Here is a 19,906-nt window from a genome sequence, read left to right as displayed (position 1 = left end):
TCGCAAAAGTAGATCGGCTACAGGGTTCGTATTGACGAGCGAATCGCCCGCGCGCATTCGATAACCGCGGGCGCCAGCTTGCGTTCGGCTTCCTCCATGGTCCAGCGACTGCTGGGCACGACCACATGCACTGCCGCCACCGGCAAACCCTGGCTGCCTATGATTGGCGCGGCAATGGACATGTCGCCCAGGAACAGCTCTTCCTTGTTTATGGCGTAACCCCTGCGCCGCGTGATCTCGATCTGCTCGATGATGTCGTCGATCTCGGTCAGCGTGTACTGGGTATGTCGTTTGCGATCGCTGGCTTGCAGGGTGGCAGCGAGTTCGTCGTCTGGCTGGGCACTGAGAAAGGCCCGTCCGGAACCAGTGCAGTACATCGGTATACGGCTGCCGATGGGCATGTGGATTGGGATGAATTTCGGCGCTACGAAGCGAGCGACGTAGACCATGTCCAGCCCGTCGGGCTCGGTCAGATTGGTCGTCTCTCCGGTAGCCTGCGCGAGCTCGGCAAGGAATGGGTTGGCCACGTCGACCAGCGTGTCGGCGGCCAGGTAGTTGTAGCCGATTTCCATGACCTTCGGGGTCAGCTGGAAGCGTTTGGTCTGCGGATGCTTGCGCACATAACCCAGCTCTTCGAGGGTGTGGATCATGCGTTGGGCGGAGCTTTTGTTGATCTCTGCCGCTTGCGCGATATCCGCCAGATTCATCGTGCGCCTGGATGCGTTGAAAGCTCGCAACACCGCCAGGCCTTTCTCCAATGACTGATTGAACAGGGGATGAGGGGTATCGCTCATATGGAAATCCTTGTTTTTTTGCTTTGTGCATATCGATATTCGATACTTATAAATCTCTTTACGATTTTAGTAAATCGTTTATAGTCATTTTAAGCCCTCCTGCCATTCACTTGGGGCAACCCTTACCGGACTTAAGACAAATAAAAGCGTCCAATGGGAGATACGCCATGCTTACTCGCTTTCGTGCACTCACGTTCGTTGTTGCCCTGGCTACCGGCATCGTTTCAGCCAATGTCGTCGCCGAGCCCGTCTACAAGGTTGGCGCAACCGCGACGGGCATTCCCTTCACCTTTCTCGACGTCAAGAGCCAGAGCATCCAGGGCATGATGGTCGACGCCGCGCAGGCGGTGGCCAAGGCTGGTGGTTTCGAGGTGGAGATCCAGCAGACCACTTTCGCTTCACTCATTCCGTCACTGACTTCAAACAAGATCGACCTGATTTCCGCGGCCATGCTCCGCACGCCGGCGCGGGAAAAGGTGGTGCAGTATTCCGATCCGGTCTTCAGCTATGGCGAGGGGTTGATCGTCAAGGCCGACGACCAGACCCAGTACACCCGCATGGAGGACTTTGCCGGTGAGGTCGTCGGCGCCCAGGTTGGTACCGTGTTCATCGATGAGCTGAACAAGCGTGGCGTCTTCAAGGAAGTCCGTGGCTATGATTCGATCCCGGACCTGATGCGAGACCTGGCGCTTGGTCGTATCAAGGCAGGTTTCGCCGATCGTCCGGTCGTCGCCTACCAATTGGCTCAAGGCACGCAGAACAAGGTGCATCTGGTCCAGAGCTATCAGCCCGTGGTGATCGGGGATGTCTGTCTGATCATGCGCAAAGGTGACAGTGCGACACTGGAGCAGGTCAACAAGGGCATCGCTGCGATCAAGGCTGATGGTTCGCTCGATCAGATCATCAGGAAGTGGAAACTCAACTGATGGTTGCGTCGGCCGCCCGCAACGGCGGGCGGGTCCACTCATTGTTTCGTGGGTAGCCTTATGTTTTTCCAGAATGCCTTGGACTTTCTTCCTATCTTGCTCAAAGGGGCGGCGGTCACTCTGCAGGTGACGGCCGGGTCGTTTGTCCTCAGTTCGCTGATCGGGCTGGTCCTGGCCCTGATGATGGTCTCCAAAGTCCGCGTGATCGCCTTGTTCGCCATCAGCGTGGTGAACGTCATTCGTGGTCTGCCGATCATTGTGCAGCTGTTTTACATCTACTTCGTCCTGCCGGAATTCGGCATCCAGCTGACGGCAATGCAGGCCGGCATCATTGGCCTGGGGATCGCTTATTCGGCGTATCAGGCCGAGAACTTTCGGGCCGGTATCCAGGCGATCCAGCAAGGACAGATCGAGGCGGCCGAATCCTTGGGCATGCGGGGCGCGATGGTGATGCGGCGAGTGGTGCTGCCCCAGGCATTTCGCATTGCCTTGCCGCCTTACGGCAATACGCTGGTCATGATGCTCAAGGACTCGTCGCTGGTCTCTACCATCACCGTGGCCGAGATGACGCGTGCGGGGCAACTGATTGCCTCCTCGACCTTCGAGAACATGACGGTCTATACCCTGGTGGCGTTGCTCTACCTTGCCATGAGCCTACCACTGTCCTTTGCGCTGCGTCGTCTGGAAGCCCGCTTCAGCACCCGGAGAACGTCATGATCGAGATCAAGGGCATTCACAAGCGTTACGGCAACGTCCCTGTTCTTGAAGGCATCGATCTGCAGGTCAAGAGTGGTGAAGTGGTGTGTCTGATCGGCCCTTCGGGTTCGGGCAAATCCACGTTGCTGCGCTGCATCAACGGTCTGGAAAGTTATGACCAGGGCGACGTCCTGATCAGCAACGAACGGGTCGACCGCAATGCCAGGTCGATCCACGATATTCGCAGCCGGGTGGCGATGGTCTTCCAGCGCTTCAATCTGTTTCCGCACCGCACCGCGCTGGAAAATGTCATGGAAGGGCCTATCTACGTGAAAAAGGAGCCCCCCCAGGCCGCCCGCAGGAACGCCGAGGCGCTGATGGAAAAGGTGGGCTTGTCCCACCGAATGAATGCCTACCCGGACGAACTGTCCGGTGGTCAGCAGCAACGGGTCGCCATTGCCAGGGCGTTGGCGATGAACCCGCAGGCCATCCTCTTCGACGAGCCGACCTCCGCGCTCGATCCGGAGCTGGTCGGTGAAGTGTTGGCGGTGATGCGCAATCTCGCCAATGAAGGCATGACCATGATCGTGGTCACCCACGAGATGGCCTTCGCTCGAGACGTGGCCGACAAGGTCTGTTTTCTTCACAGCGGCAAGATCGTCGAGTCAGGCCCGGCGGGGGAGGTGCTGAGTACCCCGACACATCCGCGCACCCAGGACTTTCTGCGCCGGCTGCTCAATCACAGTGCAGAGGTGCAGGCATGAATGCCCCTTTCGCGCCTCAACTGCCAGCCTCTCTCTGGGCCGCGACTGCGATACCGGCGGTGGAAACGCCGGCGCTGGCTGAAGACAAAAACGTGGACGTCGCCATCGTGGGCGCCGGCTACACCGGTTTAGTCACGGCTTTGCGACTGGCCGAAGCAGGTATCAATGTCTGTGTGCTGGATGCCGGGGAGCCAGGCTGGGGGGCGTCGGGGCGCAACGGCGGACAGGTGATCCCCGGGCTGAAATTCGACCCCGATCAATTGCACAGCAAGTTCGGTACGGCTCGCGCCGAAGCGATGCTCGACGTGGCCGGTTCCGCCGCTGACGAAGTGTTTTCGTTGGTTCGCCAGTACGGGATCGAGTGTGACGCGACCCAGAAGGGCTGGATCCAGCCCGCCTGTTCGGCCACCGCAATGAAGGTGATCGAACAGCGTGCCGCACAATGGCAACGCCGCGGGGTCAAGGTGGAGCTGCTGGACCGGGCTGCGGTCAGCCAACGTATTGGTACCGAAAACTATCTGGGGGGCTGGGTTGATCCGCGGGCCGGCAGCTTGCACCCGCTGAGTTATGCCCGTGGCCTGGCGAAGGCTGCAATGGGACGGGGCGCGATGATCCATGGCCACAGTCGTGTCACGGGGTTGCAGCGACAGCAATCGGGGTGGACGTTGTCCACTGCGCAAGGATCCCGGGTCAATGCGCAGCGGGTGCTATTGGCCACCGATGGCTATACCGACAACCTGTGGCCCGGATTGCGCCAGACCGTCGTCGCGGCCAACAGCTTCATCATCGCGACCCGTCCGCTCCCACCGGCGATACGCAAGACCATCCTGCCCGGTGGCGAGGTTTGTTCGGACTCACGACGCTTGCTGCTTTATTTCAAGCAGGATGCACAGGGGCGTCTGCTTCTGGGAGGGCGAGGGCCCTTCTCGGAGCCTTCCCGGCAGCGTGACTGGGCGCACCTGGAGCGTTCGCTGGGGGCGCTGTTTCCGCAAGTGGCGGATGTGCCTGTCGAGTACCGCTGGAGTGGTCGGGTAGCCCTGACGCAAAGCTTTCTGCCCCATGTGCATGATCCCGCACCGGGGCTGTCAGTCCTGCTCGGCTACAACGGTCGCGGCATTGCCCTGTCCACGGCGTTAGGCAAGCATCTGGCGGCGAAGCTGTCGGGGGCGACGCAGGACTTCCCGTTTCCGGTCATGCCACTGCGCCAGATTCCCTTCCATGCCTTGCAGCGGCTTTATCTGGCTGCCGGCATCAGCTATTACCGGGTGTTGGATGCGCTGTTTTGAGCGCTGCTTGAAATTGGAGTTGAGCTTCGATCGCTTCCTTGTCGATGACCGACCAGACCTCGCGGATCCTGCCGTCCTCGAACGCGTAGAAGACGTTTTCCGCGAAGGAGATCCGCGCTCCATTGACGGCAAGGCCCAGGAACTCTCCAGTCGGCGTGCAATTGAATGCCAGGCGAGCCGCCAATTTGGGTGGCTCTATCACCAGGAACTCGATTTCAAAGCGCAAGTCAGGGATATCCCGGTAGTTCGCTTCCAGCATGCTTCGATAGCCGTGCAGTCCTAACCGTCTCGCGTTATGAACCACATCCGGATGCACGAAATGCCCCAGGCTTTCCCAGTCCTGTGCATTCAGGCAGGCGATGTAGTCGCTATAGAGGGTTGCAAGGTTCGAGGTCATGGGACTGTTCTCCGCTATATGCCTGTTTCCGCCTTCTGCGATCCCTGGCCTTGTTGCCAAGTGTCATGAAGGTGATGTGCTGGTTATCGATGGGGGGTGAGCCCCCGACGATAAAGCTCGAGCCATGCGCCGTTTGACCCTGTAGCAGTCATTGATATCCAGCGCCTTCTGGTAGTACTCCGACCGTTTCGCGCGATTCTTTTCACCCAGCAGTCGGTAGATTTCCGCCTGGTAATCACGGCTGCCGCCCCACTGCATGGCGAAGCCAACAGGTTCCTCAGGTCTGCACTCAAGCCTGACAACAGGCTGCGGAAAGTATTTTTCGTACAGTGGCATGCTGGTCTCCAAGGCCAGCAATGTCGTTTCGTACTGAGGCGTGTCAGTGAACGCCAGGCACCAGTATGCAATTTGAAGGGCCGGTGGAGCGAAGCCTTGAGCAAGGCTTCGTTCGAACAAGGGACATGCCTTCTCTGTGATCACTTCGCTCGGAGATAACATCACGTAGATGAGTCCGAGGCGATACTGGGCTATGGGATGATCAAGGGCTGCGGCTTGTTCAAGCAGAGCAAATGCCGGCTTGAGTAGCATTCCTCCTTCTTCCGCCAGGGCCAAGGAGCGCTTCTTTTCCTCTGCGCTTGTCGTCGGTGTCTCAGCAGTGACCGCCTCAAGCTTGCTATCCGCTTGTTGCAGGAATGGAATGGCCTGTTGGTAAAGGCTTTCACCACGAGGATCAATCTGCAGCGTGTTGGCCATACCCGACTGAGACAGCAGGCATGCCAATAGGGTAAAGCTCCAACGGTTCAGGTGCACGGATCAGCGTCCTTGTATCAACTATTCGATTGCGGTGCAGGTTACGGTAATCGGCTTTTTCCCATCACAACCGGCTGCTTTAGTTGCTCGGTTGTGACTCTGGGGCGTTTGATGCTTGCGCCTAGCTTAAACCTCTTTCTTTGCAGGGGGAGCTAGCACACTGATCCAGCCCACCGACTCATTTGCCCCCGGTCACGTCGAGGAATGTCCCGGTGACGAATGATGCCTGCGCGCTGGCCAGCCATAGAATGGCCTGGGCCACTTCCTCCGGCTGGCCACCCCGGCCCATGGGGATTGTGTCCTTGATACGGTCGACCCGCCCCGGTTCGCCGCCGCTGGCATGCATTTCGGTGTAGATGTGACCGGGGCGAATACCGTTGACGCGTATCCCTTCGCGGGCCACCTCTTTGGCCAGACCGATGGTGAACGTCTCCAGGGCTCCCTTGGACGCCGCGTAGTCGATATATTCGTTGGGACTGCCGAGGCGCGCCGACGCCGAAGAGACATTGATCACCACCCCGCCCGGACCGTTGTGCCGGTAGGACATGCGTTTCACCGCCTGTTGGGCACAGAGCATCGGACCGATGGAGTTGACCGCGAAGATGCGCTGCATGCGTTCGAAGCCGAGGTCTTCCAGGCGCGACTGCACGGCCAGTACCCCGGCGTTATTGACCAGTACGTCGATACGGCCAAATGAGCGGTCGATGGCCGCGAACAGATCGGCGACCTGTCCGAGGTCCGCACTGTCGGCCCGCATGACCAGCGCCCGACGGCCCAACGCCTCCACATCCGCCGCCACCGCCAGCGCGGAGGACTCATGGGCAATGTAGCTGATCGCGACGTCATAGCCTTGGGCTGCGGCGAGCCGTGCGGTGGCGGCGCCCACTCCGCGACCGCCACCAGTGATCAGAATCAACGGTGCCTGGGAGACGTTATTCATCGAGGGTACCTCCTGTAACGGTGAGAAAGCGGCTGTATCAGCCAATCAAGAGAGTGCCGCTGACGATCACTGCGCACGCCACGACTCGGCGAGTGGTGAGTGTCTCGCCGAGGAACGCGTAGCCAATCAACGCGGCGAACAGCACGCTGGTTTCGCGCAATGCCGATACCGCGCCCAAGGGGGCTTCGTTCATGGCGTAGATGACGATTCCATAGGCCAGCAAGGAGACCAATCCACCGACCACGGCGGTCAATGTGCCGGGCCGGAAAGAGAATAAGCTGCGGGCGTCGCGCAGGCCGATGTACACCGCTGGCATCAACACGCCCCACAAGGCGCACATCCACACCGTATAGGCCAGTGGCGCGCCGGAGAGTCTGGTGCCAATGCCGTCGGTGACGCTGTAGGCGGCGATGAAGCAGCCGGTTCCCAGGGCATAGGGCAGGCTGGGCACCGACAGGTTGCGTCCCCTGAAGGCCAACGAAATGATTGCGCCTGATACCAGCGCGATACCCAGTAGCGCACCGGGAGCAATGCTTTCCCCGGCAAAGGCCGCGGCGCCCAGGGTGATCAAGACGGGTGACGATCCACGCGAAACCGGATAGGTCTGTCCCAGGTCGCCGACCCGGTAGCTGCGCACCAGGAACAGGTTGTAGCCGACATGCAGCAACGCCGAAAGCAACCCATAGCCCCAACTGGCAACTGCCGGTGGCTCCATGAACACCGCGGCGACAATACTGGCGATAGCGATGGCGATGCACATGATCGTCATCGACCACAGTCGATCGGTGCCGCCACGCAGTAGCGCATTCCAGCTGGCATGCAGGAGCGCGGCGAAAAGAACCAGCAAGGTGATATGGATAGGCATGCGCCATTTTATGCAGCCCGGCTGCCCGGACTACAGCGAAGTCTCCTCATCGTTTCATGAGTGAATCCTCATGCATTATCCATAAGCTCGTTGGACTTTCAGCGCCTCGCTGGTCAACCATTGGCGAAAGCTGACGATGTGCGGCTGCGATTCGCTGCCTTTCGGGCAGACAAAGTAGTAGGCAAGGGGGGAGGGGAACGACACATCGAAGAGCCTCACCAGGCGACCGTCGCTGATTTCGGTTTCAACATGCCCGCTGCGTACCAGGGCGACACCCTGGCCGAGCAGGGCAGCCTCGACCGTCATGTTGGTGTCCCCAAACCGGACGCTTTCCTTGAGCGGCAAAAACTCCAGCCCGACTTTTTCAAACCAGGCCTCCCATTTCGGCACCAGCTCGGCGCCATCACGGGTCAGCAGTGGGTAATGCAGCAGTTCGGCAGGGCTGCGCGGTGTCCCGAATCGCTGCAGCAGATCGGGACTTGCCACCGGAAACACCTGCTCGCCGAACAGAAACTCTGAATACAGGCCTGGGTAACTGCCCTTGCCGAGCCGGATCGCGACATCGGCCTGGGCGCTGGAGAAATGGATGATCTTGTCCGTGGTGTCCAGTGAGACCAGTAGCTCGGGATGTTGCCGGGAGAGGCTCGGCAAGCGTGGCAGCAGCCATTTCAGCGCGAAGGAGTACGTGGTGCTGACTTCGAGTCGGACCCTGCCTTTCTGCTCTCGAAGATCGGCCAGGGTCGCCTCCAGGCTCATGAAGAATTCCCGCACGATGGGCGCCAGCGTAGCCCCCGCTGCGGTGAGGCTCAACGACTTGCCACGTTCGAACAACTGCAATCCCCAGAGCTCTTCGAGATGCTTGAGCTGGTGACTGACCGCGCTTTGAGTGACATGCAGCTCATTCGCGGCAGAGGTAAAGGTCGCGTGCCGGGTGGCGACTTCAAAGGCACGCAGTGTGGCGGTTGGCGGCAGATCTCTCATGTACAGGGCGTCTCGGCGAGTCATCAGAAATGCGTAACATGAGCGCTAACTCATGATAGAACATCATAGCCGCAATGGCCTTTTCGGTCGTTCAGTTGACTGAAATCCTCCATGGCCGCGCGCGAAGCGGGCACGTTGAGACTATGCTGATGGCCACAGCAGGTAGTGCATTGGTTTCAATCGTCAGCCACCAAGGAAAGGAGTCCGTATGTCTTCATTTCTTTATGCCCGGTTCTACTATCGCAATGGCCGTATGAGCAGACCCGTAACCTGAATATGCCCTTCATTGCTCTGGACAACCTCCAGATGGTCGATGCCTTGACTTGGAAATGGCAAATGGCACGGAATGCGACGCACCAAACGCTCTGCATTGAGCTCGGAAATGAGGCAGGCGCGCAGGCGCCACTGAGAATTTCCCAGCGGATCGAATACGACTCACTGACCGAACTGCCTCATGGCGCCTTACCCGGCGACCGTTTGACTCCGTCGATTTTCCTGTCCAGGCGCCCCGACGAACAATGGGCGGTGATGTTTCTTGGGCTCGATCGTTTCCACCGCATCAACTATGTCCTTGGCTACCCGATGAGCAAAGACGTCGATGAGCCGAGCGTCAATCCCAAGCGTGATGGAGAACCGCATGAACACTAAACCGATTCGCAAAATCCTGTGGCGCTTCGCTGGCTGCGTGACCGGGTTGGCGATGGTTGCCGCCCATCCAGCCCAAGCTGCCGACGGTATCGCCAGCAGCCCTACCGCAAGCTATAGCATTGCCTTCAGCAACTCCTACGCGGGCAGCGATTTCCGCAAGGTGATGGTGCGTAACTGGCAGGAGATTGCGGCCCAGGCGCAAAAGGATGGCTTGATCCGGGAGGCCCCGGTGGTCAGCGCGAATAACTCGGCGTCGGAACAAGCGGCCCATATCCAGGAGATGATCGTCAAGGGCGTGAACGCCATCGTCGTCCTGGCCGCGTCCGACACGGCCCTCAACGGGGTGATCCGCGATGCTTGCAACGCCGGCATCGTGGTGGTCGTCATGGCCAGCCTGGTCACTGAAAGCTGTGTCTATACCGTGGACTACAACTGGTCTGCCATGGGCCGCGTGGAAGTGGACTATATCGCCGAACGCCTCAAGGGGAACGGAACGCTGCTAGAGATCCGTGGTATTGCCGGCGATGCCACCGATAAAAACATCAGCGACGGCATTCGCAAGGCTGCCAGCGACTATCCGGGCCTGAAGTTCGCCAAGACCGTGTACGGGAACTGGACGGCTTCCGTGGCACGCAAGGAGGTGGCGCTGGCGCTGCCGTCGCTGCCCACCATCGATGCGGTCGCTACTCAAGGGGGCGACGGTTATGGCGCGGCCATGGCGTTCAAGGCGGCGGGACGCCCTTTACCGATCATCGTGATGGGGAACCGTCAGGACGAACTCGCCCTGTGGAAACAGGAGCGCGATGCCAATGGCTATGAGACCGTCTCGGTCTCCGCCTCGCCGAGCGTATCCCAGGTGGGCTTCTGGGTGGCCCAGCAGATCCTGGCGGGCAAGCAGGTGCCGAAATTCGTCGAAGTGCCGCTGGTGCGTATCGATGGGAAAGACCTGGATACCTGGCTCGCCACGATGCCGGTGGGCGGCGCCGCCAACCCTCCCTACAGCCAGGCTTCCGTGGCGGCGATGATCGACGCGGCCATCAACAAAACCGCGCCGCCAGCGCCTTTGCCGGAGGTGACGAAGCAGTAGCGGCGGGCGGGGAGTGAGGAGGCGAGGCGCGATGTTGACATTCAAGCCAGTCAGGGACAGGCCTATTGCCGTCAAAATTGGCCTGGCGGTCGCCGCACTGGTGTTCCTGATGCTGGCGGTATCGCTTGTGAACCTCTACGGCCTGCGAGGCGTGGTACGTGCGGTGGATTCCGCCAGCCATTCCGCGGAAATTCTGGCCTCGGTCAACGGGGCCGCGGGGCGGGTGGAAAACTTCATCGCCACCCGCGACCAGCAAAGCCTGTCCCAGGCCGAAGGCATGGTGGCGACGGCTATCGCCGGCCTGACCGCCATTCCGGCGGCAGAAGCGCAATCGCTCAAGGGCAGCTTGGAGAGGCTCACCGCGGCGATCGCTGCCTTGCGTGTGGCAACCCTGACCATGGATGGCGAAACGGAGAACATGACTGCCCATTACGGCCGGATGCGAGAGGCAACGATCCTCGTCGAACAGGGCATCGCCGATGGGCTCAAGGGGCTTGATTCGCGCACCGTTGAGCACGCGGCGCGGGTGAGCGACATCGAAAGCGCCCATCGCATCCTGGATATCCTGCGCAACGGCGAACGGATCATCACCGCCAACGTGGCCAAGATACTGGCGACCGGTGATGGGGCGGCCGTCACTGCGGCGCGCAATGCCGGCGCGGCACTCCCGCCCGTGGTCGAGCAATTGCGCGAGGTGATGGGGGCGCCACAGGAGAGGGAGAACCTGGACCAGTTGGCGACGGCGGTCGCTGCTGCCAGCGTGGCCCTGGAGCGCCTTGGCGAGGCGCCCAGGGTCCAGGGAGGCGAGGCTTTGCGGCATCTCGCTGCCATCGAGGATGTGCTCGAGCGCCTAGATGCAATGTTGGGAGAAATGGATAGGCACGTTGCCCATGATGCAAGCGACATTCAGGCCGCTACGGGTTTGCTGCACAATGCAGCCGCGTTGTCCAAGCGTTTCGCCGAACGTGTTGCCACCCTGGAGGCGCAGACCTTGTCGTTTCGCCTGTCACCGTCGGCCGAGATTGCCGGCTCTGTCGGCGACATACTGGGCGAGCTCACCCGTCTCTCTCGCGTGCTTCCTTCGGCCGTGGGGCTGCAGGCAGAGGCTACGCCGCAGACTGTCAGCGATCAGATTGCCGGCTACCGGGCGGCATTCGCCAGGTTCCATCAGGCGAGCACCGCCTTGAGCGACGCACGCGATCAGGTTCGCAACGAGGCACGCAGCGCCGGCCTGTTGGTTGCGCGTTTCGCCGGTCAAGCGCGCTCCGACGCCGTGGTCCACAATGATCGCGGCATGCTTGCGACGATCCTTGCCGGTACCGTCGCCATCCTGCTAGCCGGCGCCATCGCCTGGAGCACATCGCGTTTTGTCGCGCAGCCCATCGTGGCCCTGGCCTCGGTCATGCGCCGGCTTGCGGCTGGCGACCTGAATGCCGAGATCGCCAGCGTCGGACGCGGCGACGAGATTGGCATCATGACCCGCGCCGTACGGGTGTTCCAGGACAATGCCCTGCGCATCCGGGTGCTGGAGGCCGAGGCCGAAGCCGAACGACAGCAAGTCCAGGCCTCTTTGGAGCGAATGGTCGCCGAACGCACGGACACGCTGCACCAACAGACGGAGGTGCTGGAGGCGCAGGCTGTCGAACTCATCGAGGCGCGCAACCAGGCCGAGACGGCTAACCAGGCCAAGAGCGATTTCGTGGCCACGGTCAGCCACGAACTGCGCACCCCCCTGACCCTCATCCTCGCTCCTCTGGAGCAACTCTCGGCGGTGAGCACCCCGCCGGCGGACTGGCGTGTGCAGATCGACCGCGCCCAACGCAACGCACTGCGCTTGATGAACCGGGTGAACGACATTCTCGACTTCTCCAAGGCCGAAGCGGGCAAGTTTGAGTTGTGCCCGACGCCAATTGACTTGAACAAAACGGTCGGCGTGCTGGCCGAGGATGCCGCCATGGTGGCCGAGGGCAAAGACTGCACCTTGACCAGCAGCATCGATCCCACGCTCGGCACAGTGTTCCTGGACTCCCGACACTTCGAGAAAATTCTGCTCAACCTGGTGAGCAATGCCATCAAGTTCACGCCTGCTGGCGGTACCGTGCACCTGGCCGTCACTGCGCTCGATGGCGAGCGATTTGAACTCGCGGTGCAAGACACGGGAATTGGCATCGCACCTGACAAACTGCCGCTGCTGTTCCAGCGCTTTTCCCAGATCGACAACTCCGCCACGCGCCACTACAGCGGCACAGGCATCGGCCTCGCCCTGGTCAAGGATCTGGCAGAGCTGATGGGAGGCGAAGTCGGCGTCAACAGCGAGCCCGGGCGGGGGTCATGTTTCTTTGTTCGACTTCCGTTGGGAGTCGAGCAAAACACCGTGCCGAGCGAAGTTCGCAATATGCACGAGCGATCGTCATCGAGCGCAGCAAGCACAACCGAGCAGCGTCACCTGCGTTTCGACGACGGCCGCCTTGGCGGTCACAACGACCAAGCTGCGATGCAAGGTGCAGACGACGGGCCGTACCCGGAACACGCCTCGCGATCCAGGGTGCTGGTGGTCGACGACAGCCCGGAAATGCTTGGCTATCTCAAGGAGCTTTTGCAAAACGATTACATCGTCGTCACCGCAACTGATGGCGAGCAGGCCTGGGCACTCCTGCAGCGTCGCCCCATCGATGTCGTCGTCTCGGATGTGATGATGCCGCAGCTCGACGGCTTTGGCCTGACAGCCAGAATCAAGGCCAGCGCCGGTTTTGCCCATTTGCCCGTGATCCTGGTGACCGCCCGCGGCGGCAGCGAGGCCTGCGTCTCCGGGCTGGAGAGTGGCGCCGATGACTATATCGCCAAACCCTTCTCGCCGCTGGAGCTCAAGGCGCGGGTACGCGCGGCGCTACGCATGAGCCAGGTGCAAACCGAACTGCATGCGAAATCCCGTCAGGCGGGCATGGCCGAAATCGCCACCACTGTGCTGCACAACGTTGGCAACGTTCTCAACAGCGTGAACGTATCGGCAGAACTGGTCAGCAGCCAGATGCGCACCTCCAAAGCCCAGGGGCTGGGCAGGGTGGCGCAGATGATGAATGAACACGTCCATGACCTGAGCGATTTTCTCACCACAGACCACAAAGGAAAGATGCTGCCCGGCTACCTGCTCAAGCTGGCGGAGGTGGTGGCGACAGAGCAACAGAGCATCATCGGAGAGCTCGACCAACTCACCAAGGGCATTGACCATATCAAAACCATTGTCGCCGCCCAGCAGTCCTATGCCGTTGCCGTCAGTATCGTCGAGACAGTGCCGGTCCCGGAGTTGATCGATGATGCCTTGCGCTTGAGCGCCGGATCACTGGCGCGCCAGGAAGTGGCGGTGGTCAAGGACATTGACGACTTGCCGCTACTGGCGCTGGATCGGCACCGAGTGCTGCTGATTCTGGTGAACCTGATCCGCAATGCCAAGCAAGCATTGAACGGCGTGATCGATCGCAGCCCCAGCATCACGTTCAGTGCCTCTCTCGTCGACGGGCCAGCATTGCGTATCACGGTGGCCGACAACGGCAATGGGATTGCGCCAGAGCACCTGGCGCGTATCTTTTCCCATGGTTTCACGACGCGCAAAGACGGTCACGGTTTTGGCCTGCATAGCTGCGCGCTGGCCGCGCAGGAAATGGGTGGCAGCTTGACCGTGCGTAGCGACGGGGCCGGGCAGGGCGCGACGTTCGTTCTCGATATTCCCATTGATGTTGCGCAGAGTCAGATGTGAGTCTCGTTTCCCGCTCCAAGATTCAGAAAATGCCCCGGCGTTAAATGCACTGCTGAATGTTCGAGTACTTCACCGGAGAATCTTTCAGCCGCTTCAGCAGTTAAGTCGATGTCACAGGCCTTGGCCACCTGTTGAAGATCCAGTTCCTGGTTCAGCTACGGTTGTTGATCCTGGAAGTATTGCTGCAAGTCGTTGACTAGAGTCATCGTTGTCTGGAGCGACGTCGGGCATAAAGCGCTCCGATCGGCGGCGGGTCAACATCAGACTGTGCTCAACTGTGCGGTAATGTCCAACCGACGTTTGGTCTACCGTTTTTTTTCCGAGTCAAAGCCGTATGGTCGTACTGAACGTACTTAACAAAATCCCAGAGACATTTCTGTCTCCGGGATTTGTTGTTATTGCGTAACGTTGATACGCAGAGCTGGCGTGTCTTCGTCAGACACCCGCCGCCAATGGGAACAGTCCCAATAGCAGACAGGCAAGCAGGATGAGGAAGCTCAGCGCGAAAGCCCATTTCATGGTGTATTTCTGATGGTCGCTGAACTCCACGCCGGCCAAGCCACAGAGCAGGTAGGTCGAGGCCACGAGGGGGCTGAGCAAGTGGACTGGTTGACCCACCAGCGAAGCGCGGCCGATTTCCGCGTGAGTGATGCCATACACCTCGGCAGCCTTGGCGAGGACCGGCAATACGCCATAGTAGAAGGCGTCGTTAGACATAAAGAACGTGCCCGGAATACTCGCCAGCGCGGTGATCGGTGCCATGTAAGGGCCCCAGGTCGCTGGCAGCATGGCCAGGAAGCTCGCCGACATTGCGTTGACCATGCCGGTGCCGGACAGAATGCCCGCCAGGATACCGGCTGCCAGGAAGATCGCGATCTGGTTCAAAGCGGTCGGAGCATGCGCGGAAATGCGGCGACGCTGATCGTTCATGTGTGGATAGTTGATCACCAGGGCAACGGAGAACGCGACCATGAACAGAATGGAGAGGGGCAGCACCTCCGTCACCAGCCCGGCCATCAATCCCACTGTCAGGCTGGCGTTTAACCAGAACAGTTTTGGGCGACGCAGCTCGGCATTTTCATCCGACATGGATGGCAAGCTTCCATCTGACTCATCATCAAAGACGGTGGCGGCGGCACTCACCGACAAGCGCAGTTTGCCCAAGCGTTGACGCTCGCGAATACCGATGAAGTAAGCCAGTGCCAGCACGCCAAGGAAGCCGACCACCATGACGGGAATGAGCGGGATGAACAGTTCGGATGTATCGACCTGCAAGGACGCCGCGGCACGCGCCAGTGGACCGCCCCACGGCAGCAGGTTGGTCACGCTCGCTGCAAGAATCACCACGCAAGTGAGCGATAGTGGCTCCAGTCGTAGACGCTTGAACAATGGCAGCATCGCAGTGACGGTAATCATGTAGGTGGTGGAACCGTCGCCATCCAGCGATACCAAGCCGGCCAGCAGTGCTGCAAACACAACGGCCTTCATAGGGTCGCCGTTGATCAACTTGATGAACTTGCGAATGATCGGATCGAACAGACCCGTATCGAACATCACGCCGAAGTAGAGGATTGCGAACATCACCATGACCGCGGTCGGAGCCACTTTTTTCAGACCGTCGATCATCATATTGCCCATGTCCGGGCCAAATCCCGCCAGGAGCGCGAATACGATCGGAACTGTTGTCATGGCTACCAAGGGTGACAACCGCTTGGTCATGATCAGCGCCATGAAGGTCACGATCATGCCGTAGCCGAGTAGTGAAAGCATTTGTATCACCTTGACGTAAAGTACAATTATTTTTATGGGATCTGCGCTCAAAGCGCATCAAGGTTCCCGCTGTATTTTGGGTTGATCCAGCGGGTTGCCGCTGAGTCTCACACGGCTATCAACTCATATGAAGGCCACCGTTGAGCGAGAAGTCGGCACCGTTGGCGTATCCGGCTTCATCGGATGCAAGCCAGGCGCACGCGGAGGCAATTTCCTCAGGTGTTCCGAGTCGTCGAGTCGGAATGTCCTGAATGATGCGGTCCATGACTTCGGTGGTTGTAACGGACTTGAGCTTGGCTGTCTCAATGTAGCCAGGGGACACCGTATTCACCGTGACGCCGCGAGGCCCGACTTCTCGTGCCAGCGCGCGAGTGAAGCCCCGGATGGCGGACTTGGCAGTGGAATAGTTGACCTGGCCCACATGACCCAGCTGGGCGTTGACCGACGAGATATTGATGACCCGTCCCCAGCCTCTCTCGACCATGCCATCGATAACCTGTTTGGTCACGTTGAACAGCGAGTTGAGGTTGGTATCGATGACAGTAGTCCAGTCGTTGGGCTGCATGTCATGGAACACGACGTTTCGGGCAGTGCCGGCGTTGTTGATGAGAACATCCACGGGGCCGACATTTTTCTTGATTTGCTCGAAGGCTTGGCGGCAGGAGTCCCAATCCGCCACATTTCCTTCCGATGCAATGAAGGTAAAGCCAAGTGCCTTTTGTTGGGCCAGCCAGGTGTCCTTCAATGGGGAATCAGGCCCGCAGCCCGCGACGACGGTAAAGCCGTCCCGCGCCAGACGCTGGCAGACTGCTGTGCCGAGGTTTCCCATGCCAGCAGTCACAAATGCGATTTTCTTGGTCATGCGTTCACTCCTGTTGTGTTTTTTGTTGGGAGCATTGCGTGCAGCCATCAGGCTACTGGTCCTAATAAACTCCACTCCAAATTGTTTTGCAAGATAACGCGGTACAATTTCTGCAAAAAGAAACGTTTTCTTACCAACGGTCATCTTCCAGCGGGCTGGGCTTGAGGGTTCTCCTTAAACCGTCGAGGCCTTCGAGTGTGGAGGTATGAGGGCGATACTCGCATCCCACCCAGCCCTGATAAGCATGGTCTTCGAGCAGGGAAAGCAGCTTGGGAAAATCGATAGTGCCAGTCCCCGGTTCATGTCTGCCCGGGAAGTCGGCCACTTGGATATGGCTCACTCGCGGCAACCACTGATTCAGCTTTCGCAGGCAGTCCTCGCCAAGCAACTCCGTGTGGTAGGTGTCCAGGATCAGGCCCAGATTGGGAATCGTCTCAAGCATTTGCTCGGCAAAGTCGAAGCGACTCATGAGATAACCTGGAACCTCAGTTGAGCTGATGACCTCAATCAGGGGCTCAATACCTTCGTCGGCCAGGAAGTCTGCCGCGTACTTCAGATTGCGCCGGTAAAGGCCGCTGTCGGCAATCACCCCGAGTTCAGGCAGTGATACACCCGACATCAGGTGAAGCATTTTACAGTCCAGGGTCTTTGCGTATTGGACGGCTTGGGTGATTTCTGCCAGGAACGCTTGCTTCGAGGCGCAAATGCCGGTGGTCCCCCTTGTGGAGCCAGTTGGTGCGGAAAATTGCACCATCTGAAGGTGATATTCATCGAGAAGCTCCGCAATTTGTGTCGCTTCGTATTCATAGGGCGAGGGGAACTCGACCGCTCGAAAGCCTGATTTTGCGGCAGCGCAGAATCGTTCCAAAAAAGGCAGTTCCGTAAACTGGAAACCAATATGTGCGTTTAACTTGATCATGCGTGTAGCTCCGGAATCTTTATGACGGCTTCAAGCGTTCAGCAGGCCACGCAGCTTCAGTACAGCGCTGTCAGGCGTGGTCAGCACGGCAAGGCCACTCGTCTGGCTGGCCTGTTGTGCTGCGCTGGTCATTGAGAATTGTGCGAAACACAGCAGTTCGCTGTTCGTCAGCGTTCGCGCCGAATCGGCGATCAGCGCATCATGGCGATCAACGTTACCCTTTCGCAGTTCATCGAATGCTCCAGGGCAAACGTGGGTCGTCAGTTCCAGCGCAACGCCTTGTTGCTGTGCATAGCGTTGGAACTCTTCAGTCATTGACGTAATGGCTGGCTGGAAGGTCGCCAGGATGGTGATCTTTGACGTGCGCTCAATGGCTTGCTCGATCATGGCTTCGTTCGGCTTGAGGATGGGAATGCTCAGGGAGCGTTTGCACAGGTCGATGGCGTCACCGAATGCCGAGCAGGTGAACAAGATGGCGTCAGCCCCCGATTGTGCGGCATAGGTGGCGAGTTTCAAGAAGCGCTCGTTCAATGCCGGGGTGAGTTCACCCGCGTCTGCCAAATCGCCGGAAAGCGAGTCTTCCAATAGATTGACCAGCTTGGCCTCGGGCCAAAGCCGTGTGAAAGCTTCAGTTATGGGAGCAATCGATACCGGTGTTGCGTGGATCAAATAAATGCGTGGTGCGGTCATGACGTAACCTCAAGTTGTGGTCGATCAAGTTGATAGCCGGTGATATCGCGACATCTCAGCGGCGTGTTGATGTGCAATAGGTGTGTTATTTTTCTTTCAAGGGATGGTCAGGGATGAGCAAGGCTCTACCCCAGAATCCTCGCAATTGACGCCATCTTCCTCGGATAGCCGGTTTCCATGAATTCAGCAGAATCGATTCCTCAATCACCATTGGCGGGCGAACAATCCAAAATGAAGCCCAAGATAAAAAAAGACCTTGCCGAGCAGTTGGCTCCCAAGATCATTGATATGGCTCGAGCCAGGTCGATGCGCGCCGGTGATCCACTGCGCGAGGAGTCTTTTGCCAAGGAGTTGGGGGTTTCCCGTTCGCCCATACGCCGAGGTTTCGCTTTGCTGGCTGAGTTGGGGCTCGCGACCAAGGAACCGAATCGGGGCTATTTCCTGACGACGGATGCGCGAGGAATCGATAGCCGGAAGCTCCCCCTGGAGGTCGACCCATTCGAAGATTTTTATTTGCGAGTGGTCGATGACGTACTTCGCGGTGATATCCCGACGACGTTTTTTGAAGCCGAGCTGATGCGCAAGTACGAGGTGCCGAGAGGGCAGCTCATGAAGGTCCTGAATCGACTGGCCAATGAGGCGATGATTGAGCGCAAGCCAGGGCAGGGGTGGGAGATCAACAGCTTCCTGCATGACTCCAAGGCGCATATCCAGAGCTACCGTTTTCGAATGGCGATCGAGCCTGCCGCCGTATTGGAGCCAGGCTACGAGGTGGATAAGGTAGCGTTCGCAAAGGCCCGGGAGATCCAGCAAAAGATGTTGGATGGCGATATTTTCAGCCTTTCGCGATCTCAGCTTTTCCAAGTGGGGGCGCAGCTTCATGAACTGGTGGTCCGTTGCTCTGGCAATGCTTTTTTTCTCGAAGCTATTCGCCGGCAAAATCAGCTGCGTCGATTCATGGCCTACAAGGCCAACGTCGATCGACCTCGGTTGATCAACCAGTGCAAGGAACACATCCATCTACTGGACCTCATTGAAAGTGGGCAGCGAGAAGCTGCCGCGGAGTTTCTGCGCAATCACCTCGATGTCGTCGGCCGGCAAAAAACCGACAAAGAGGCCAAGGATGAGCTGGAACACCAGCGCAGCCTTGAGGTCTCGGTTGTCAGTTAGCGCGCGGCTCGTTCAGCAGCACCACGCCGTCATCGTCGCCGTATAACTGATCGCCATCTGCGATGGCGTGCCCGGCGAACTCCACCGTGACTGCAATCTGCCCCTCGTTACGCTTGACAGTCTTACGCGGCGAGGTGCCCAGTGCCTTGATGGCGATTGGCATAGTGCGCAGGGCCGCTTTATCCCGGATGTAACCGTAGATCAGCACGCCGGCCCAACCGTTTTTCACCAGATCTTCTGCGATCACATCGCCGAACAGCGCGTAGCGATCGCTCCCCCCGCCATCGACAACCAGCACCCTGCCATGGCCCGGCAGACTGCTGATCTCCTTGATCCTGGAATTGTCTTCAAAGCACTTGAGGGTGAAGGCGCGGCCTTCGAAGTCATTCTTAGCGCCAAAGTCGCTGAAAATTGGGGCCAGGACGCGAATGGTGTCCGGGTACTGATCACACAGGTCAGATGTTTTGACGGTCATGGGCTGAGTCTCCTGATTCCGGATAAGGGTGGTCGTGAGCACAAAGGTTGCACAAACTGAATATTCATGCAA

At 59.1% G+C, this 19,906-nt stretch carries 19 protein-coding genes and 2 pseudogenes; 10 read left to right on the top strand and 11 right to left on the bottom strand.

Translation table 11 applies throughout. The annotated features are described in order from the left end of the window. Nucleotides 1-17: 17 nt before the first annotated feature. Nucleotides 18-794, bottom strand: coding sequence for an IclR family transcriptional regulator (locus tag AC30D9_RS04420; protein WP_232199768.1), 777 nt, complete (start codon nucleotides 792-794; stop codon nucleotides 18-20). Between the two features lie 167 nt (nucleotides 795-961). Between AC30D9_RS04420 and AC30D9_RS04415 the strand changes: the two genes are divergently transcribed. The 4 genes from AC30D9_RS04415 to AC30D9_RS04400 are packed head-to-tail and all read left to right on the top strand — an operon-like array spanning nucleotide 962 to nucleotide 4,466. Further along, nucleotides 962-1,720 (top strand): ABC transporter substrate-binding protein, encoded by a 759-nt coding sequence (locus AC30D9_RS04415; RefSeq protein ID WP_163858042.1) that lies wholly within the window; start codon nucleotides 962-964, stop codon nucleotides 1,718-1,720. A 60-nt stretch (nucleotides 1,721-1,780) separates the two neighbouring features. Next, entirely contained in the window at nucleotides 1,781-2,437 is a 657-nt protein-coding gene (locus AC30D9_RS04410; protein WP_490143526.1) for an amino acid ABC transporter permease, read from the top strand. Further along, complete coding sequence (locus AC30D9_RS04405) at nucleotides 2,434-3,180, top strand: amino acid ABC transporter ATP-binding protein (RefSeq protein WP_163858044.1); 747 nt, start codon at nucleotides 2,434-2,436, stop codon at nucleotides 3,178-3,180. Before AC30D9_RS04410 ends, AC30D9_RS04405 begins: the two co-directional genes overlap by 4 nt. Continuing rightward, nucleotides 3,177-4,466 (top strand): NAD(P)/FAD-dependent oxidoreductase, encoded by a 1,290-nt coding sequence (locus AC30D9_RS04400; protein ID WP_490143525.1) that lies wholly within the window; start codon nucleotides 3,177-3,179, stop codon nucleotides 4,464-4,466. The genes AC30D9_RS04405 and AC30D9_RS04400 overlap by 4 nt, the downstream gene beginning before the upstream one ends. Here the strand turns inward: AC30D9_RS04400 and AC30D9_RS04395 are convergent. The 5 genes from AC30D9_RS04395 to gcvA form a co-directional block, all read right to left on the bottom strand. After that, the gene (locus AC30D9_RS04395) at nucleotides 4,432-4,863 is read right to left on the bottom strand and encodes an ester cyclase (protein ID WP_490143524.1); all 432 of its coding nucleotides are present in this window, start codon (nucleotides 4,861-4,863) and stop codon (nucleotides 4,432-4,434) included. The two genes, AC30D9_RS04400 and AC30D9_RS04395, sit on opposite strands and share 35 nt — an antisense overlap. A 63-nt stretch (nucleotides 4,864-4,926) precedes the next feature. Further along, complete coding sequence (locus AC30D9_RS04390) at nucleotides 4,927-5,673, bottom strand: hypothetical protein (RefSeq protein WP_490143523.1); 747 nt, start codon at nucleotides 5,671-5,673, stop codon at nucleotides 4,927-4,929. Between the two features lie 178 nt (nucleotides 5,674-5,851). Beyond that, nucleotides 5,852-6,613, bottom strand: a complete 762-nt coding sequence (locus tag AC30D9_RS04385; RefSeq protein WP_490143522.1) for an SDR family oxidoreductase — start codon at nucleotides 6,611-6,613, stop codon at nucleotides 5,852-5,854. Between the two features lie 37 nt (nucleotides 6,614-6,650). Beyond that, nucleotides 6,651-7,478 (bottom strand): DMT family transporter, encoded by an 828-nt coding sequence (locus tag AC30D9_RS04380; protein WP_109753315.1) that lies wholly within the window; start codon nucleotides 7,476-7,478, stop codon nucleotides 6,651-6,653. Between the two features lie 75 nt (nucleotides 7,479-7,553). After that, entirely contained in the window at nucleotides 7,554-8,459 is a 906-nt protein-coding gene (gene gcvA / locus AC30D9_RS04375) for a transcriptional regulator GcvA (protein WP_109753390.1), read from the bottom strand. 276 nt (nucleotides 8,460-8,735) lie between these two features. Here gcvA and AC30D9_RS04370 point away from each other — a divergent pair, with 276 nt between their 5' ends. The 5 genes and pseudogenes from AC30D9_RS04370 (at nucleotide 8,736) to AC30D9_RS04350 (ending at nucleotide 13,948) form a co-directional block, all read left to right on the top strand. Continuing rightward, nucleotides 8,736-9,107, top strand: coding sequence for a GGDEF domain-containing protein (locus AC30D9_RS04370; protein WP_116832771.1), 372 nt, complete (start codon nucleotides 8,736-8,738; stop codon nucleotides 9,105-9,107). Further along, nucleotides 9,097-10,194, top strand: a complete 1,098-nt coding sequence (locus AC30D9_RS04365; RefSeq protein WP_490143521.1) for an ABC transporter substrate-binding protein — start codon at nucleotides 9,097-9,099, stop codon at nucleotides 10,192-10,194. Before AC30D9_RS04370 ends, AC30D9_RS04365 begins: the two co-directional genes overlap by 11 nt. Nucleotides 10,195-10,225: 31 nt before the next feature. After that, nucleotides 10,226-12,538: pseudogene (locus AC30D9_RS04360) on the top strand (ATP-binding protein); the annotation flags it as partial. A 51-nt stretch (nucleotides 12,539-12,589) separates the two neighbouring features. Then, nucleotides 12,590-13,087 (top strand): annotated as a pseudogene (locus AC30D9_RS04355) (response regulator transcription factor); the annotation flags it as partial. Continuing rightward, complete coding sequence (locus AC30D9_RS04350) at nucleotides 13,088-13,948, top strand: sensor histidine kinase (RefSeq protein ID WP_490143735.1); 861 nt, start codon at nucleotides 13,088-13,090, stop codon at nucleotides 13,946-13,948. 435 nt (nucleotides 13,949-14,383) lie between these two features. On the opposite strand, the gene AC30D9_RS04345 is transcribed toward AC30D9_RS04350, so the two are convergent. The 4 genes from AC30D9_RS04345 to AC30D9_RS04330 all read right to left on the bottom strand — a co-directional run bounded on the left by AC30D9_RS04345 (nucleotide 14,384) and on the right by AC30D9_RS04330 (nucleotide 18,189). After that, nucleotides 14,384-15,745: a CitMHS family transporter gene (locus AC30D9_RS04345; RefSeq protein WP_490143734.1), complete on the bottom strand. Its 1,362-nt coding sequence runs from the start codon at nucleotides 15,743-15,745 to the stop codon at nucleotides 14,384-14,386. Between the two features lie 91 nt (nucleotides 15,746-15,836). Further along, complete coding sequence (gene phbB / locus AC30D9_RS04340; protein ID WP_490143520.1) at nucleotides 15,837-16,580, bottom strand: acetoacetyl-CoA reductase; 744 nt, start codon at nucleotides 16,578-16,580, stop codon at nucleotides 15,837-15,839. 130 nt (nucleotides 16,581-16,710) lie between these two features. Further along, nucleotides 16,711-17,499 (bottom strand): hydroxypyruvate isomerase family protein, encoded by a 789-nt coding sequence (locus AC30D9_RS04335; RefSeq protein WP_210643937.1) that lies wholly within the window; start codon nucleotides 17,497-17,499, stop codon nucleotides 16,711-16,713. Nucleotides 17,500-17,529: 30 nt separating this feature from the next. Then, entirely contained in the window at nucleotides 17,530-18,189 is a 660-nt protein-coding gene (locus AC30D9_RS04330; protein WP_210643940.1) for an aspartate/glutamate racemase family protein, read from the bottom strand. 231 nt (nucleotides 18,190-18,420) lie between these two features. Here AC30D9_RS04330 and AC30D9_RS04325 point away from each other — a divergent pair, with 231 nt between their 5' ends. Continuing rightward, nucleotides 18,421-19,359, top strand: coding sequence for a GntR family transcriptional regulator (locus tag AC30D9_RS04325; protein WP_210645193.1), 939 nt, complete (start codon nucleotides 18,421-18,423; stop codon nucleotides 19,357-19,359). Here AC30D9_RS04325 and rraA read toward each other — a convergent pair. Continuing rightward, nucleotides 19,352-19,834 carry a ribonuclease E activity regulator RraA gene (rraA, locus tag AC30D9_RS04320; RefSeq protein WP_210643942.1) on the bottom strand — a complete coding sequence of 161 codons (483 nt, stop codon included), beginning with the start codon at nucleotides 19,832-19,834 and terminating at the stop codon, nucleotides 19,352-19,354. The genes AC30D9_RS04325 and rraA overlap by 8 nt on opposite strands. Nucleotides 19,835-19,906 lie beyond the last annotated feature (72 nt).

The organism is Pseudomonas sp. DF11 (assembly GCF_058148565.1).
Note: the sequence above shows the minus strand (reverse complement) of the source record. Positions and strands in the feature narration are given on the sequence as shown.